Consider the following 15,346-nt stretch of genomic DNA (forward strand, 5'->3'; position numbering starts at 1 on the left):
GATGAGTGTGCGATTTAGTTCAAATCAGGTTGTCGATGCAGGCGTGCAGGGCATGGATAACGCTTTGGCCGATGCAATGTCATGGAACAAGAAAGTCACATCGGGTAAGCAATACAGCACTGCTTCTGATAATGCCTATGCGGTTTCTAGGGGTGTACGCCTAGATTTTGATATTTCTCGTCTAGATATGTTCAAGGCAAATCAGAATTTTGTTGCCAGCAGCCATGCTAATGCACAGACTCAGATGGATAGTCTTATCAATGAGATGAATAAGCTAAAGCAATTGTTTGTGCAGTCAAGAGACGGATCTTTAAATCCAAGCAATTACAAAGCACTCCAAGTCCAGGCTGAGCAAATTCGCGACGCTATGAAGGATCAGATGGTTGCTCGTGATGCAACTGGAAACCCAATTTTTAATGAAACTGTCAATCAGGTGCAAATTGAGCCAAACGTGATGGTGGCATCAGGTGTGAAATTTGATGATGTTTTTGGGTCTGGCGGCTCCTTGGCTCACCCTGAGAATGCCTCCCTTTATCAAAATATCGATAATTTCGTCACTTATCTAGGCGAAATGGCTTCTGGAATACAGCCTACACGCGCCCAAAATGTGGTTTCAGATGGTCTAAATGCCAGTTTTGATCAGATGACCATGGCTGAGCAGCGCAGCGGTGGGGTGGCTTTGCAGGTGGATAATGCCAAGAATGCCATGACGGCTTTTGGCACCCAAATGGCCGCCTCCCAGTCCGCCTTATTGGATACCGACATGGCGGCAGCCACAGCGTCTTATACTAGAGCTCAGACCTTACTTAATGCAGCCCAAGCAATGTTTGCTAGACTGCAGCAAAGTAACTTATTTTCAAAACTATAAAAACTGAGTTGATCGAAGTATGAATATTCCTTTAGGGTGGATTATTGCGCTTGCTTGTGCCCTGGGAGGCTATGCCTTGCATGGTGGCCACATTATGGTTTTATGGCAGCCAACTGAGGTTCTGACTATTGTGGGTGCTGCTGTTGGAACGATGATTGCTTCAAACAGCATGATTAACCTAAAGAAGACAATCTCTGCTTTGGGTGGCGCGTTTAAATCAAAAAGCAATATTAAGCAGATGCACTTGGATCTGCTTTGTCTGATGTTTGAAATTTTGCAAAAGATCAAGCGCGATGGCTTGATGTCATTAGAAGGTGACATTGAGGAGCCAGAAGCTAGTCCGCTATTTGAAAAGTACCCTCTAATCATGAAAGACCATCACTTGGTCGATTTCATTACTGATTATTTGCGTATGATGCTCGGCGGATCTTTAGATGTGATTCAGATCGAAAGCTTGATGGAGCAAGAGTTGGATGTTCATCACCAAGAAACTCACATCCCAGTAGCCTCCGTCACTAACGTCGGTGATGGTTTGCCGGCTTTCGGTATTGTGGCGGCGGTTATGGGCGTGGTTCACACCATGGGATCCATTGGCTTGCCACCTGCTGAACTGGGTAAGCTGATTGGTGCGGCGCTCGTAGGTACCTTCTTGGGTATTTTGCTTGCTTATGCGATTGTTTCTCCAGTGGCGAAAGTATTGGAGCAAAACGCAGAAGCTGATAGCCGCGCTTACATGGCAGTTAAAGCAATTTTGATTGCAAGCTTAAATAATTTCCCTCCTGCAGCAGCAGTTGAGTTTGGTCGCAAAGTGCTCTTTAGCTATCAACGTCCAACATTTGCTGAGCTTGATGAGGGTACCAAAGCCGTTAAAGGGAAATAAGCAGTATGGCTAAGAACGACGCGCCAATTATTGTCATTAAGCGCGTTAAGAAGGGCGGCCATGGACATCACGGTGGCGCCTGGAAGATCGCTTACGCAGACTTCGTAACCGCCATGATGGCCTTCTTCCTATTGATGTGGGTTCTGGGATCTACAACGGCGGGTGACTTGGCTGGTATTTCCGCTTACTTTCAAAATCCTTTGCGTGTTTCCTTGTCTGGTGGACAGGGCTCCGGCGATGCCACCCGCATTATCAAGGGTGGTGGCGACAATATCTCTCGAACCGTTGGTGAAGAATCGCGTGCCGATGCCGATACTGAGCAGCGTCGCATAAGTGACTCATCGGTAACCGACGTTGAGAATGCTCGCAAAGATAAAACGAAGAATGAGCAAGTCAAAGAGGATATTCAGAAGAAGATTGAGGCTGATGCTGAGCTCAAGAATGCCAAGGGCCAAGTCTTTATGGATATCAACGCTGAGGGCTTGCGTATTCAGGTTGTTGACGAAAAGGGTAAACCACTCTTTAGCAGTGGCGGCACAGTTCCTAGTGTGTCAGCGCGAAGATTGTTGCGAATCATTGGTAAATCCATTCAGATGTCTCCAGGTCCTGTCCGCATTGAAGGGCATTCAGATGGTGCCAAGTTTGGTAATGGCGAGACTGGCTATACGAACTGGGAACTTTCTACGGATCGTGCAAACGTAGCACGTCGTGAGTTGATTGCGGGCGGTCTTGATCCCGCTTTAATTGTTCAGGTCATTGGCTTTGCAAACACTGTTCCCCTCAATCCTGAGGATTTGAATGACCCATTGAATCGCCGTATCTCGATTACTTTGCTCAATAAGAAGCCTAAGCAGGAAGAGAAGAAGTCGGTTGTACGCCCAATAGAAAAAGTGCCGGAGACTATTGAGAAGGGCGCGCAAGAAATCCCGCCTAATTTGCGTGCCCCAGCACAATTCCTATCGAAAGATAATGCGCCAAAAGCACCGGTTATGGATATACCTTCGAAATTAAGCCCGCCTGCGGATAAGCCAGCGAGGTAACGCCTTGTCCACAATCTCAAGGTTTGGCTTATTCCTGATGATCGCTTTAATTTGCAAGACGAGTTTTGCTAATGATGCCCATTCTCCAGTAGAGACTGCTCATAGCGAGGCTAAAGCTAGTTCATCTAATAATGGCGATCCATTTGTAGGTCCTGCATCAGAGGCAAAAAAATTGTACAGGCGCTACAAGAAGGCGACTGATAAGGCGATTACTGCAATTGCTTGTGTTCGTAGCCCCAGTTGTATTGAGCCTGAGGATGAAGTTCTGCGTTATAGCAAAGAGGCATTGCGAATTTTGCAAAAGCTCGATGAGTTGTCCGCTGAAGGTGATATTCAGGCAAATTACTATCGTGGCTTGATTGCTTATGAGCGTGGTGTTTATTACGACTCTCAAGCGGAGATCATTACTCATCCCGATTTTATTTTGACAGCTACTGTGTATCGTCGCTATGCTAAACAACAGTTTTTGTTGGCTGAGAAATATTTAGCGGTTCCAGCCAAAGAAAAGAATCCATACGCTTGCCAGTATTTAGGCAATGTTTACAGCTCAACGATTTTGGGTGCACCACGTAAAGATAAAGCCACTAATTATTACTACACGGCAGCTATTGAATTTATCAATCAGGGTAATAAGATTGAAGGCGCAAAAATGTATAACGCCATGAAAGAAAACGCTAATCCGGCAGATTCTCGCATTGTCGAGGTTTATGCAAAACTGCATAATGAGGAGCCGATTGCCTCTTGGAGAAAGTTGCCTAGCGATCTAGTGCAAAAACCTGCAAGTAAAAAAACGCAACAGCATTAATACTGAATACTTTGGAGATTGCATAGCATGAATGAAAAATTAGAACGTATAGTTGGTCTTCTTAAAAAAGTCCTGCTCTGGTTCATTCTGCCTCTGGTATTGCTCATTTTTTGCTTTATCTTGGGTGAGCAATTTGAGGTGGGTAGACTTTCTGCGATCGCTAGTTGTGAGGGTGCAATGAATAATGCCGCATGCATTCGTAGCAAAGGCTATTTAGCAACCTCGCCTTATTACCCCGATCTTAGTCGCCGTTACTTTGGCGCCTATGCCAGAATGATCGGCGGCGATCTTGGGGCGAGCTATCGCGTTGAGCCACCAGCTCCTGCTCTCAACTTGAAGGCTGCCGATGCGCCTGCCGAAGATGAGGAGGACTTGGAAGACGCCAAGCCTGCTGCGGGTAAAGACAAGCAAGCTCCAGCTAAAAAATAATTAAGCGTTTTATGCGATTGATCAATTGGCACTCCGTTATACGGGTGCCGTTTGTTTTCTTGCTGGCCTGTTTGCTGATTGCTTGCTCTGATTATCGTAAGGCTAGATCGGCCTATGAGGCCGGTGAATATACAAAGGCCTTACATATCTTCGAGCAGTTATCTAATGCTGGTGACAGTCAGGCGCAATATGACCTATCGCAAATGTATTTACAGGGCATTGGCACAAATAAAAATCTTGAAAAGGGCTGGGTTTGGATGAATCGAGCTGCCAATGGTGGCAATGTGCAGGCTATGTTGGAGTTGGCTGTCCGTTATCAAAAAAGCCCCTCTCTTGAAAACTCTGAGCAGATGGCATTTATGTGGTTTCAGAAGGCGGCAATGGCTGGCAGTGCTGCTGGTCAGTACAACTTGGCACATCTGTATGAGGATGGCAATCAGACTCCAGTTGATCTAGTACAGGCTTATGTCTGGATGGTGTTATCACATAATTCTGGCAATCCAATGGCTGCTTCCGAGGCTAAGCAATTAAAGGCAAAATTAAGCCCAGCAGAGCTAGATAAAGCCGACGTAATGATTTCCAAGCTCAAGAAGGCTCTACCTTAGGCATCCAGTTTCAAATCGTTTATCCTCTACTGGAAACGTATTCTTGAAGAGGTAAGAATTGGCTGAAGGCGGAGATAACGCTCAAGAACGGGAACTAGAGCCGAGTGAACGGCGAATACTACGTGCCCGTGAACAAGGCCAGCTTCCGCAATCTAGGGATATAGCCACCTTTGCGCTATTGACGGTTTTCATTATCTTTTTGATTGCCGCTGGTCCATTGCTCTTGCAGCAGTTGGTCTTGATGACTAAGTCTAGTTTTGTATTTTCTAGGCCAGTAGAGCTTTTGGATCATATTCGTGAGTGGCTGGGTGGCGCATTCCTGGTTGTCTTGCTCTTACTGAGTTTAATTTTCTTGCCTATTTGGCTAGTAGCGGTCTTTGCTCCTTTATCTCTGGTCAATTTTCGCGCTTACTTTGCGCCTAAGTTCGACATGGGGCGCTTAGATTTTATTTCCGGCCTTGGAAGAATGGTCTCGTTAAATGCATTAACAGAGCTCATCAAAAACATTTTGAAAACTACCCTAGTATTGGGTATAGGGATGGCCTATTTATCAGGGTTATTCGTCTACATACGATCCATTGTGAGTCAAGATTTTGATGCTGCGCTTTTACACACCTCTTATTTCATCTTAAATGGATTTTTATTGTTGATGGCCCCATTACTATTGATTGCTGTTGGTGACGGCTGGTTGCAATGGTTCAACTTTCGCAAGCAAATTCGAATGAGTCCAGAGGAGATGAAGCAGGAGATGAAGGAATCCGAGGGCTCACCTGAGATCAAGCAGCGTCTACGTCAACGACAGCGTCAAATCGCTTCATCACGAATGATGGCTGCAATTGAGCGTGCCGATGTGGTCTTAGCCAACCCAGAACACTATTCTGTCGCATTGCGTTATGACATGGAAAAAATGGTGGCGCCAATTGTGATTGCCAAGGGAATGGATTTGGTTGCCCTACGCATTCAAGAGGTAGCTAGAGAGCATGATGTGCCAGTTGCTCAAATACCCCCGCTAGCTCGTTACTTATATAGTCAGCTTGAGATTGGTGAGGCAATTCCAATGTCGCTCTTTGAGGCAGTTGCCAAAATATTGGCATGGGCATATGAGGTAAAAGAATCGGGCGGGATAGAGGGCGAGATACCTGAAATCAGTTTTGAGGCTACTCAGCTCAAGCCCGGTAAAGCTTTAATATAAAAACTGTTAGAAGTATTAATTAATATGACAAAAAAATCATTTGAGATGGATCAATTGCAGCAGTTATTAAGCCAAGCGCTGGTATTTCATCGTAATAATGATTTTGAAAATGCTGCTAAGTTGTATAAAAAAGCCCTTCACACCAGCAAAAACAACTTCGATGCTCTAAATCTGTATGGCACATTACTTTTACAGCAAAAAGATTATTCAGCTGCTTTAGAGCTACTTTCAAACGCTATCAAGTTAAATTCAAAGAATCCCATTTGTTTCAATAACCAAGGGATATGCTTAAAAAATCTTAATAGATTAGATGAGGCTCTAAATAGTTATAACCAAGCGATTACGCTCAAGCCTGATTATGATGAAGCTATTTTTAATAGATCGAACTTATACAGTGCACTCAAAAAATATGATGAAGCATTGGAGGGATATGATCAGGCTCTGAAACTAAAACCTCAATACATTGATGCAGTCATTAATAAGGCGAATACGTTAGGCGAGCTTAGACGTTACGATGAGGCAATACAGGTGTACGAGTTAGCTTTGTCATATCAACCAGATCATGAGAATGCATTGCTGGGTATTGCTCAGGCTCAGCGAGCAACGAGGGATTTTGGGAAAAGTTTTTTTAATATAGACCGTGCCTTACAGTTTAGATTATCTCCCGCTGGTTTTTCTTCTCAGGGCGACTTGTATAGATCAAAACATCAATTTGAATTAGCTCTAGAGAGCTATTCTCGTGCGATAGATATAGATTCAGAGTGCGCTGGTGCGTGGTTTGGGAAGGGGTTGGCATTAAGTAGGCTTTCACGCTATGTGGAGTCAATTGCTTGCTTCTCTCGGGTTCTAGAGCTGGATGTCTCTGACCATTTTTGTAGCGCATTCTCTGCGATGATTTACGATCAGCTAAAAATTGCTAGTTGGACTGATTTTGATGCTTATGTACCCAAAATTAGCTCAATTGCAAATAAGGATGGCAGATCATTAAATCCATTTCTTAACTTAGCATTTCTTAATGACTCTGAGTTGCAGTATGAGCTCACATCTAAATATGTGACAGATGATGTGATAAAAATTAAGCAAGAGCCAATCAGCAAGTCCTTGCATCAAAAGATTAGAATCGCTTACTTCTCCGCCGACTTTGGGAGTCATCCAGTAAGTTTGTTATTGGCAGAAGTTTTTGAGAGGCATAACCGAGATTTGTTTGAGGTTGTTGCTTTTTGCCTAAAGAAACCATCATCAGAGGATTTGGTCTACCAAAAGCTTCTAAATGTTTTTGATTATTTCTTGGATGTTGAGGATAAGTCTGATGAAATGGTTGCAAAGATAGCTCGTGAGTTAGAGATTGATATTGCAATTGACTTGGGCGGCCATACTCAAGACAGTCGCCTAGGAATTTTTGCATATAGAGCTGCCCCGATTCAAATTAATTATTTTGGCTATGCTGGAACGAGTGGAGCCCAGTTTATGGACTACATCATTGCAGATCATGTAGTAATCCCGCCCGAAAGCCATGCATTTTTCTCTGAAAAAATTGCCTTCATGCCAAATAGCTATATGGTCGATGATTCGAGACGTTTGCCGTCCGATGTTAATTACTCTCGATCGGATTTTGGTTTGCCAGAGAATAAGTTTGTTTTTTGTTGCTTTAATAACGGTTATAAATTTAACCCTGAGATTCTAAAGGCGTGGGCAAATATTTTGGCGAATTGCCCAAATAGCATTCTTTGGCTGACTGAAAATAATTCAGAATTTAGAAACAATATCTTGCTAGAGCTTTCTAAGCTTGGAATTGACTCAGATAGGATATTTTTTGCCAAAAGACTTGAGTCAATGGCTGATCACCTCGCTCGATACCGGCTTGCTGATGTATTCCTCGATACCCATCCATATAATGCTCACACAACTGCGCTTGATGCATTTAAGATGGGCATTCCAGTTTTGACCTATTGCGGAAAAGCTTTTGCGGGTCGAGTGGCCACAAGTTTATTAACGTGTTTGGATCTCAAGGAGCTTATTGCGAACTCCCTTGATGAGTATGTAACGAAAGCAATAGATCTTTATTTATCGCAAGAGAATCTAAATAGTATCCGAGTAAGGTTGGTTGAAAACATTAAAACAAAGCCATTGTTCGATACGCGATCTTACGTAAATAATCTTGAAGTTTTATATCTCGAGATGTATCGCCGTCATTTGTCGGGCTTGCCTCCAGAAACCTTTAGTTTTGAAGATGTGAGATAACTTAATTCATGACGCTCTTGGCAAAGGTTGTGCCGACATCTTCCGGAAAAAAATAAACTAGCATCAATTCATTCCGATTATTTAAGCTGCGTCCAATCTGAAAGGCAACTTGCCCACCGCCGAATACATAGGTCTTTGATTTGCGAATGCCCGCAGCAAATGCGCTTTCTTGGCCTTCAGACGGGGTGTAGTCAAGGCCATATTTAATGGTGAAGCGTTCGATAATCGTATCGGCAATTTGCTTGTTGTAGTAGCCCAATTCTTTTTTCATCAAAACAAGACGTCCGGCTTCGTTATAAATGAGCCAAATTGCTTCTTCCTTATCATCTACTTTCACCTTGCAGCTAAATGACAGCTCATATGCCGTGCAATTAAATTTTTCTTTAGCTTCTTCACGAGTAGTATTAAATGGAATGCCGGCGTAGTCATCCATGGGCATTTTGACTACCTTGGTATCTGGTAGCCAAATCTCTGCTTTTGCCTGCTCCTCTTTGTTGCCGCAGGCGACAAGGGAGAGTGTTAAACCAGCTGCAAAAATGAGGTAAATCCAGGGCTTATTAATTGTCATGGCATTCTCGACTGGGTTGGCTTGGTTAAATAGGGTTCCGTCAGGGTCGGGTTAAGTGCACGCAAACGTCTTTATATCCCGATAATCATAACCCACAGATCTAATAATCCGCTCAATATCTAAATGGGCTTTAAAGCCTCATTTTTGCCCTTAACTAGAAGGATTTTTTGTTAATATAGTTATTAATTAACCTTACTCCGTGATGTCCATTGGATAAATTAAATCTACAGGCTCAGTATTTAAATGCCTCCTCCCAAAAGAGTGGGGGCACGATTCATGAGCGCCAAACGACGATCCCGAAGGCGGCCGTTAGCAGGTCTCATCCAGCCCCTCAAAACTTAAAGATTGCCCAAGCAGGTCCCTCTGTTAATCTTGACGTAAAAGTAAGCAGCCCTAATCCGCTGGATACGATTCCGATGAGTGCTGATAGGCGTATTAGCGCCTACCAAAGAATTACGAAGTTGCTATAGGCTAAAAACACACGCAGATGCCCATGCGTTGAAAAGGAGTCGGTATGGATGATCTGGTCTACACAAAATATAAAAAGCCACAGCCTAGTCCTGCTGATGATTCAACGCCAAGTTTGGTGCAACTCCAAGAAAAGCAAGAAAGAGAACTCATTGAAATTTCTCAGATACGCTTTGGCATCAAGGGCGGCAGCGTGAACATCAATCTAACCTCCTTGCAATTTAATCCGAGCATGGGCGAAGGGGATGTTTTTAAGGTTTTACTAGGTGCGCCTGAGAATGAAAGGGCGGATCAAGTGCTTTATGGATTGGCTAAGGGGAATTTGACTGCCTCTATGGCTAACAAAATTTTAGCCAGCTTGGCGCTGCTAGGTAAATTTAAAAAGATCAAGATAGACTAAAAACCTGACTTTAAGGTGCAAATCTTCATTCGGAGCTTCTTTAAGCCCTCTTTAGTGTATTAAGCATCCTTATCTTCCATGGCGCCCTCTTTTTTTGAGCCATGAGCAGCATTTTTTTCGTGCTCAGCAAGCTTTTGCATTATCCTCTGAGCCATTGGGGATAATTCGTTTTCAGCAGTAGGGGTACTAGGTTTAGGGGTACTTTCAGCCTTTTTTCTTTTTCTCAGAAGGGTTTGAATAACTGTTTGAATAAACATGAGTAATTCCAAAAAATGTTGCAAAGTATTTCAATTAAATATACAGCAATTAAAAGTAGCGCGATAGCTAAGATATGCGTGGTTTGGGGAGGCAGTTTTGAGTAAACAAAGCTATGGAATATTTCAGGGAATGCGATATTCCGATTTTTTATTCCTATGGGTGTTATTTGCAAATTTGCTTTTGGTTGCTTACCTGGGTGTTGGTGATCATCAAAAAGCGCTGAAGATTGCTTATTCTCAGACTAATGGCGAGCAGATCATTGCTTGGTTTGATGGTTTTAATCAAAAACTCCAAGAAAATGAACCTGTAGCGCAAAACTCTTGCGTACCTGCACAAGAGGGTGTGGCTAGCCCTGAGGGCACTAAACCAAATACTTGGAAAGATTGCATTGGCTCCTTATTCGCTGCTGACGGTCCTTTTCATGAATATACGAATTTGCTAATGCCGGAAGATGCCCCTTATGCAAATAAATGCGACAAGCATGAGCTTGGAACGAGTGGTGCATTCATATTTGAAAAAATGACGATGAACCCAGTTGGACCTCCAGCGGTTGGCCCCATGGAGCCGCATGAAAAGTTAGTAAGCGGCATGAATATTCGTTTAAGCGTTTGTGATACTGGTTACTACTTGGTCAAAATTGGGGAGTTCAAATTATGAATATGAAGACCCCCTTAACCTCCAGTCTGAATTTACGTTTGCGTAAGAGGGTATATGACCTTCTGTTTAATGCCCGCTTAAAAAATAATTTTCATAATCAGTTTGAGCATTTCATCACTTACATGATTGTGCTCAATATGGCTGGCTTAGTGCTTGAGCACATACCGGTCATTTACGATTCCCGTCAACACCTGTTTCATCTTTTTGATGTTTTCTCTTTAGGCGTCTTTACGGTAGAGTATGCACTGCGCCTTTACGTTGCACCTGAAGATCCAGCTTTTCATTCAGCAAAAGTTCCCCGCTTTGCCTTTTTCAAAAGCCCCTTTGCTTTAATTGACTTGATATCAATATTGCCGTTCTACCTTGGCGCCTTCTTCGATGCTGATCTGCGCGTTTTGAGAGCGCTGCGACTGCTACGGTTATTTAAGTTATTTAGAGCCGTTGCGCCAGCCGTACAAGATTTCTTAGAGCAGAATAAAAACAAGTCATTTCGCTACAAAATTTATGCTTTAGTGAATGAAACTCCAACGAGCGGGGAACTTCATCACTTGTTTGATTTCATGATTGTGGTCTGGGTCATTATTTCTGTGTTGTGCGTCATTTTGGAGTCGGTGCAAAGCGTTAATTACTATTTGCATTCTGAATTTGTGATTCTCGACATCATGGCGGTAGCTGTATTTTCAACCGAGTATTTAATGCGCATATACAGCTGCCCTGAGGATCCAAGATATAAATCTTGGTTAATGGGGCGCCTGAAAAATGCCACCAGTCCAACTAGCATTATTGATTTGTTGGCTATCCTGCCGTTTTATTTAGAGAGCCTTTTGCACCATTTATTCGACTTGCGTTTCTTGCGAGTCTTCAGATTGATGCGATTACTCAAGTTGGCCCGCTATTCTGGTGCTACGCAATCGCTATTTGTGGTGATCAAGCGCGAATGGCCAGTCATGAAGGCATCCGCTTTCATCATGATTTTGTTGGTGATGTTGGCGGCTTGCTTAGGGTATTTATTTGAGCACGAAGCGCAGCCCGATAAGTTTGAAAATATCCCCCAGTCTATTTACTGGGCAGTGGTGACGCTGGCCAGCGTGGGTTATGGGGATATCTCTCCAATAACTCCTGCGGGGCGCGCGATGACTATCGTGCTCGCACTCTTGGGCATCGGTATTTTTGCTATCCCTGCTGCAATTCTGTCATCCGCATTGAGTGATCAGTTACGCATTGAGCGCGAAAAGATGATGAATGAGCTTTATCACATGCTAGAGGATGGTGTAATTTCTGCGGAAGAGCAAGAGCTCATCGAGGCTGAAGCTAAGCGATTGCATTTGTCTAAAAGTGAGCTAGATCGCTTACTTGAAAAAGCAAAGGTGCAAATGGGTGTTGAGCATGCTGATGCTAATGGTGCTCATGGAGTAGCGCGTGAACTTGATTTAACATTTTTATCTAAACACCCAACGGCAGCAGCAGAGGAGCTAAAGATCGCGATCTCAAAACTGCAGCAAATTATGAGTGTGAGTAGTGCCGATGAATTGGCAAAATATTTTGGGAATCCAAATAACGTAACGCCACTGCAAAGCGCGCTATTTAAACTTTTATTAGAAAATGCACAAAAGCAAAAGGGTGGGGCCTAAGCACTACCAGTATGCGGAGGGTGGTGCGTAAACTAGGATTTTGGCTGGGTTTAAGTAGCTATTGTTTTGATGTATCTCGTAATGCAAGTGCGGGCCAGTGGAGCGTCCAGTAGAACCCGAGTTTGCAATTAATTGCCCGCGAGTAATAGTTTGGCCTGGCTTTACGAAAAGCTTGCTGTTGTGAGCGTATTTCGAAATGAATCCATCGCCATGAACAATTTCAATAAAGTTTCCATAGGCTGGATCAAATCCGGCCTTTAATACAGTGCCATCGCCTGTTGCCACAATAGGTGTGCCTGCGGGTGTGACAAAGTCAATACCGGAGTGCTGGGCCAACTGCTTGGTGAATGGGTCTACGCGAACACCAAAATTACTTGTCATACCTAAGCGTGCATCGATGGGTGGTCCAATCGGTAATGTTCTCAGCCACTGATATTGCTTTTCCCACTCGGGTTCGGATTTCTCAAAAATTTGAGCCATTTCGGTGGATTTAGAAACAGAGTCCTCGAAGTTCTCGACCAAGGTTTTGGCTGGTTCAAACTTAAAGCTTAGAGGCTTGAGCGGACCGCCGATGCTATTGCTCTCTGTAAATTTATTTTTGATGGTGTAGGGAGTTGAGATGGCAAGGTAACGATCTTTAATCGACTTAAGTTCATTAAATTGCATAGAAGCTCTTGCGAGCTGATCTTGAATTGCCTTAAGTTGTTTTGCGTACCTGTTATCAAGTGCCATGCGCTCTTTAACCGTAACCACACCGCTTACTTCTCTAGCAAAGTCTGGGCTAACCTCAAGGGCAATATGAATGCCTGTAGAGAAGATTAATATTCCCAAGGATAGGAAAGACACGCCAACAATTACAGCAACGCGCGTAAGGCGTTCCTTGGTAATGTTGATTTGCTTAATGGCTCCAGTTGAGCCTGATACCCAAAATAATTGCATTTAGTGAGTATAAGTACCTGATGTATATAAATTATTTGCTAAGTTTAGAGCCCTTATTAGGCCTATAATTGCCACTTTGAATCTTACCGCGCATGTGATTTTAGCCTTAATATAGCCTCGTGAACAAAATAAAAACCCCCTTGGGCATGTATAAATCCCATTTTTTGCTCTTGACCTCCTTGTTGACGGCACTCGTTTTGCCGGCAAAAGCTGCTATCATTGGTCAAATGCCCTCTTTTAGTGAGGTTTTGTACATAACTTCCGAGCCTTGCACATCTGAGACCGGGAGGGTTGAGCCTAATTGGTACTTTTCTTATTCGGTAAACGCGGTCGGAACTGTTACTCGAAGCTGTTATGTTCGCTATAACGACCAAATATGGCTTAAAGGCCCATATGGCTCGGAATCCACTTTTCCAATGAATTATTTCACCAAGCCTACTGAAGCCAGTAGGGCGGATACCCCGCCTGAAGTGAAGCAGTAGAGCTTTTTACCCTATTAGCTTGGAATATTGGGTGGTTTGCAAAAAAACTTGTAAAGCACATAGCTCATGGTGTCCGGAATCACTCTTTCCCAATTTGAGCTTGAAGTATCGGCTTGGTCTACGCTAACGCCAGCACCTTCAGGACCAGAATAGTAGCCAATATAGTACTGTTTATAGCTTTCATAGCCGACCCTGCAGTAATAAGAGATGTCTTGAATCACCGACTGGGTAGGTTCGCCATTGGGCGCGGTCAGGGTTTCGGCATAGCTGATAAGCTGCCAGGTGCTTACTTGCTCATTTCCAGGGTCATTTACCGTCTTACTATCGTCATAGTAGTAGGCATTTCCAACATTGTCATTGGATAAAAACACCCATTTGGCATAACTAGGGGTAACAGGATTGAGCAAAATTGCCGTTACGCCTACAAGGATCAAATTTTTGAAAAATAGCAGTATTTTTAGGCGCATGTCTTACACATTGTTTTATTGGTAATTTATGCATTTTAAAGCCCAAAAACAAAGATCAACTGATAGAATTGCCTAAATCTTTATTAATGACATTGCGCGCTAAGGAGTGCTAAGTATGGCTGAAGTAAATCAACAAGGTTGCCTGTTTGTGGGTGAGGGCGTAGTTCTCAAGGGTAACTTTGAGGTACCTGATATCGCGTCAATCTCTGGAACGGTTGAGGGCGAACTCACTGCTAAACAAGTTTTAATCGAGGCTACTGGCATTGTGCGCGGCAAGCTCACCGGTGAGTCAATTGATATTCGCGGTGAAGTGAATGAGTATGTTTCATCATCACGCAGCTTAATCATTCGATCTACTGGCAAGGTGACTGGTTCTATTAATTACTCTGAAATTGAAATTGAGAAGGGCGGTCATCTGCATGGTGATTTGCATAATCTCAATCCACATTCTTAATTCGCTTAACTCGATTAAACCGATTAATTTCATTACTAATTACTTAATACATAACGATGTCTATCTTTTCAAAAAATACTCCTGCAACGGAAAATGAATCAAGCGCCAATAATGAAGGGGCTACCGAGGAATATGTTGCGCCCGAAGAAGTTGTTGCGAGTGCGAGCGCCTCTGAGCAAGTCACAAGGTTGGAGTCTAGCGCTCGATCAAGTGTATTAAGTAAGCCGTCCATCATCAGCGAAGGCTTTACATTTGAGGGCACCATTACTTCGGATGGCGTTCTCAACATTGCTGGTACAGTGCGCGGCAAAATTACAGCTAAGTCTGTATTGATCGATTCCAGTGGTCAGGTTGATGGCGAGCTGAATTCAGAGCAATTGGTCATCAAGGGTCAACTTAAAGGTGACGTCAATTGCGAAGACCTTAATGTTGGTCCACTTGCTTATGTGGATGGCAATATTAGTTACAAATACATTCATATTCAGCGCGGCGGTAAGGTGGCTGGAAAATTTATTAAAAACTAATACTGAATTCTCATGGCCATCAGACAAAGTCATGCGATTCGAGTATTAGATCCCTCTAGGGAAACGTTTGGTTCAATTATTGGATCGGATTTAGAGATCTCTGGCCGTATTGTTGCAACTAAGAGTCTGCGTATTGATGGCACCATTATTGGTGATGTAGTAACTAAGCAGGGCGCAGATGTTTGTGTGGCACTTGGTAAGACGGGCCTAGTCCAAGGCAATATATCTGCGGGGAGAGTGTTGGTAGCTGGGCGAGTTGAAGGCAACGTTCGCGCTACCGAAAGAGTGGAATTGCATAGCGGCGCCGATGTGCATGGCGATATTATTTACGCCCAAATTGGTATTGAGCAAGGCGCCCGCTTAAGTGGGTTGTTATCAAAGATCACCGAGCAGGATATATTGCTCGACGACCATTCGGATCGTTAAATTTTCGCAATA

At 43.5% G+C, this 15,346-nt stretch carries 19 protein-coding genes; 15 read left to right on the forward strand and 4 right to left on the reverse strand.

Annotated features, from left to right (window positions below; all coding sequences use genetic code 11):
- The first annotated feature begins 1 nt into the window (after window position 1).
- Genes DCO17_RS03185 through DCO17_RS03220 form a run of 8 tightly spaced genes read left to right on the forward strand, consistent with a single transcriptional unit; the run spans window position 2 to window position 8,060 of the window.
- Window positions 2-868, forward strand: a complete 867-nt coding sequence (locus DCO17_RS03185) for a flagellin N-terminal helical domain-containing protein (protein WP_173955361.1) — start codon at window positions 2-4, stop codon at window positions 866-868.
- Between the two features lie 19 nt (window positions 869-887).
- Window positions 888-1,748, forward strand: coding sequence for a flagellar motor stator protein MotA (gene motA / locus DCO17_RS03190; protein ID WP_173955362.1), 861 nt, complete (start codon window positions 888-890; stop codon window positions 1,746-1,748).
- Window positions 1,749-1,753: 5 nt separating this feature from the next.
- Window positions 1,754-2,788, forward strand: a complete 1,035-nt coding sequence (motB, locus tag DCO17_RS03195; RefSeq protein ID WP_173955363.1) for a flagellar motor protein MotB — start codon at window positions 1,754-1,756, stop codon at window positions 2,786-2,788.
- 4 nt (window positions 2,789-2,792) lie between these two features.
- Window positions 2,793-3,593 (forward strand): hypothetical protein, encoded by an 801-nt coding sequence (locus tag DCO17_RS03200; protein WP_173955364.1) that lies wholly within the window; start codon window positions 2,793-2,795, stop codon window positions 3,591-3,593.
- A 27-nt stretch (window positions 3,594-3,620) separates the two neighbouring features.
- A complete protein-coding gene (locus tag DCO17_RS03205; RefSeq protein ID WP_173955365.1) occupies window positions 3,621-4,022 on the forward strand; it encodes a hypothetical protein in 402 nt (133 codons plus the stop codon).
- Window positions 4,023-4,033: 11 nt separating this feature from the next.
- Entirely contained in the window at window positions 4,034-4,627 is a 594-nt protein-coding gene (locus tag DCO17_RS03210) for a tetratricopeptide repeat protein (protein ID WP_173955366.1), read from the forward strand.
- 58 nt (window positions 4,628-4,685) lie between these two features.
- Window positions 4,686-5,819, forward strand: a complete 1,134-nt coding sequence (locus DCO17_RS03215) for an EscU/YscU/HrcU family type III secretion system export apparatus switch protein (RefSeq protein WP_173955367.1) — start codon at window positions 4,686-4,688, stop codon at window positions 5,817-5,819.
- 24 nt (window positions 5,820-5,843) lie between these two features.
- A complete protein-coding gene (locus DCO17_RS03220) occupies window positions 5,844-8,060 on the forward strand; it encodes a tetratricopeptide repeat protein (protein ID WP_173955368.1) in 2,217 nt (738 codons plus the stop codon).
- Window position 8,061: 1 nt separating this feature from the next.
- Here the strand turns inward: DCO17_RS03220 and DCO17_RS03225 are convergent, their stop codons facing one another.
- Window positions 8,062-8,628 carry a hypothetical protein gene (locus tag DCO17_RS03225; protein ID WP_173955369.1) on the reverse strand — a complete coding sequence of 189 codons (567 nt, stop codon included), beginning with the start codon at window positions 8,626-8,628 and terminating at the stop codon, window positions 8,062-8,064.
- Window positions 8,629-8,837: 209 nt separating this feature from the next.
- On the opposite strand from DCO17_RS03225, the gene DCO17_RS03230 reads away from it, so the two are divergent.
- Window positions 8,838-9,098, forward strand: a complete 261-nt coding sequence (locus DCO17_RS03230) for a hypothetical protein (protein ID WP_173955370.1) — start codon at window positions 8,838-8,840, stop codon at window positions 9,096-9,098.
- Window positions 9,099-9,142: 44 nt separating this feature from the next.
- Complete coding sequence (locus tag DCO17_RS03235; RefSeq protein WP_173955371.1) at window positions 9,143-9,496, forward strand: hypothetical protein; 354 nt, start codon at window positions 9,143-9,145, stop codon at window positions 9,494-9,496.
- 59 nt (window positions 9,497-9,555) lie between these two features.
- On the opposite strand, the gene DCO17_RS03240 is transcribed toward DCO17_RS03235, so the two are convergent.
- The gene (locus DCO17_RS03240; RefSeq protein ID WP_173955372.1) at window positions 9,556-9,753 is read right to left on the reverse strand and encodes a hypothetical protein; all 198 of its coding nucleotides are present in this window, start codon (window positions 9,751-9,753) and stop codon (window positions 9,556-9,558) included.
- Between the two features lie 97 nt (window positions 9,754-9,850).
- On the opposite strand from DCO17_RS03240, the gene DCO17_RS03245 reads away from it, so the two are divergent.
- Both DCO17_RS03245 and DCO17_RS03250 read left to right on the forward strand, forming a co-directional pair.
- Window positions 9,851-10,411, forward strand: coding sequence for a hypothetical protein (locus DCO17_RS03245; protein WP_173955373.1), 561 nt, complete (start codon window positions 9,851-9,853; stop codon window positions 10,409-10,411).
- Window positions 10,408-12,042, forward strand: a complete 1,635-nt coding sequence (locus tag DCO17_RS03250) for an ion transporter (protein ID WP_217425441.1) — start codon at window positions 10,408-10,410, stop codon at window positions 12,040-12,042. The genes DCO17_RS03245 and DCO17_RS03250 overlap by 4 nt, the downstream gene beginning before the upstream one ends.
- 3 nt (window positions 12,043-12,045) lie before the next feature.
- On the opposite strand, the gene DCO17_RS03255 is transcribed toward DCO17_RS03250, so the two are convergent.
- Entirely contained in the window at window positions 12,046-12,981 is a 936-nt protein-coding gene (locus tag DCO17_RS03255) for a M23 family metallopeptidase (RefSeq protein WP_173955375.1), read from the reverse strand.
- A gap of 496 nt (window positions 12,982-13,477) precedes the next feature.
- Window positions 13,478-13,897: a surface-adhesin E family protein gene (locus tag DCO17_RS03265; protein WP_173955377.1), complete on the reverse strand. Its 420-nt coding sequence runs from the start codon at window positions 13,895-13,897 to the stop codon at window positions 13,478-13,480.
- Window positions 13,898-14,045: 148 nt separating this feature from the next.
- Between DCO17_RS03265 and DCO17_RS03270 the strand changes: the two genes are divergently transcribed.
- The 3 genes from DCO17_RS03270 to DCO17_RS03280 are packed head-to-tail and all read left to right on the forward strand — an operon-like array spanning window position 14,046 to window position 15,334.
- Window positions 14,046-14,384, forward strand: coding sequence for a bactofilin family protein (locus DCO17_RS03270; RefSeq protein ID WP_173955378.1), 339 nt, complete (start codon window positions 14,046-14,048; stop codon window positions 14,382-14,384).
- Window positions 14,385-14,440: 56 nt separating this feature from the next.
- On the forward strand, window positions 14,441-14,908 hold the full coding sequence (locus DCO17_RS03275) for a bactofilin family protein (RefSeq protein WP_173955379.1): 468 nt from the start codon (window positions 14,441-14,443) through the stop codon (window positions 14,906-14,908).
- A gap of 12 nt (window positions 14,909-14,920) precedes the next feature.
- A complete protein-coding gene (locus DCO17_RS03280) occupies window positions 14,921-15,334 on the forward strand; it encodes a bactofilin family protein (RefSeq protein WP_173955380.1) in 414 nt (137 codons plus the stop codon).
- Window positions 15,335-15,346 lie beyond the last annotated feature (12 nt).

This window comes from Polynucleobacter tropicus, from assembly GCF_013307225.1.
Taxonomy (GTDB): Bacteria; Pseudomonadota; Gammaproteobacteria; order Burkholderiales; family Burkholderiaceae; genus Polynucleobacter; species Polynucleobacter tropicus.

What these genes read in the sequence shown, in the direction of transcription:
- DCO17_RS03185 (WP_173955361.1), top strand. Translation starts at nt 2, where the DNA reads ATGAGTGTGCGATTTAGTTCAAATCAGGTTGTCGATGCAGGCGTGCAG.
- motA (WP_173955362.1), top strand. Translation starts at nt 888, where the DNA reads ATGAATATTCCTTTAGGGTGGATTATTGCGCTTGCTTGTGCCCTGGGA.
- motB (WP_173955363.1), top strand. Translation starts at nt 1,754, where the DNA reads ATGGCTAAGAACGACGCGCCAATTATTGTCATTAAGCGCGTTAAGAAG.
- DCO17_RS03205 (WP_173955365.1), top strand. Translation starts at nt 3,621, where the DNA reads ATGAATGAAAAATTAGAACGTATAGTTGGTCTTCTTAAAAAAGTCCTG.
- DCO17_RS03210 (WP_173955366.1), top strand. Translation starts at nt 4,034, where the DNA reads ATGCGATTGATCAATTGGCACTCCGTTATACGGGTGCCGTTTGTTTTC.
- DCO17_RS03220 (WP_173955368.1), top strand. Translation starts at nt 5,844, where the DNA reads ATGACAAAAAAATCATTTGAGATGGATCAATTGCAGCAGTTATTAAGC.
- DCO17_RS03225 (WP_173955369.1), bottom strand. Translation starts at nt 8,628, where the DNA reads ATGACAATTAATAAGCCCTGGATTTACCTCATTTTTGCAGCTGGTTTA.
- DCO17_RS03235 (WP_173955371.1), top strand. Translation starts at nt 9,143, where the DNA reads ATGGATGATCTGGTCTACACAAAATATAAAAAGCCACAGCCTAGTCCT.
- DCO17_RS03240 (WP_173955372.1), bottom strand. Translation starts at nt 9,753, where the DNA reads ATGTTTATTCAAACAGTTATTCAAACCCTTCTGAGAAAAAGAAAAAAG.
- DCO17_RS03250 (WP_217425441.1), top strand. Translation starts at nt 10,408, where the DNA reads ATGAATATGAAGACCCCCTTAACCTCCAGTCTGAATTTACGTTTGCGT.
- DCO17_RS03255 (WP_173955375.1), bottom strand. Translation starts at nt 12,981, where the DNA reads ATGCAATTATTTTGGGTATCAGGCTCAACTGGAGCCATTAAGCAAATC.
- DCO17_RS03270 (WP_173955378.1), top strand. Translation starts at nt 14,046, where the DNA reads ATGGCTGAAGTAAATCAACAAGGTTGCCTGTTTGTGGGTGAGGGCGTA.
- DCO17_RS03275 (WP_173955379.1), top strand. Translation starts at nt 14,441, where the DNA reads ATGTCTATCTTTTCAAAAAATACTCCTGCAACGGAAAATGAATCAAGC.
- DCO17_RS03280 (WP_173955380.1), top strand. Translation starts at nt 14,921, where the DNA reads ATGGCCATCAGACAAAGTCATGCGATTCGAGTATTAGATCCCTCTAGG.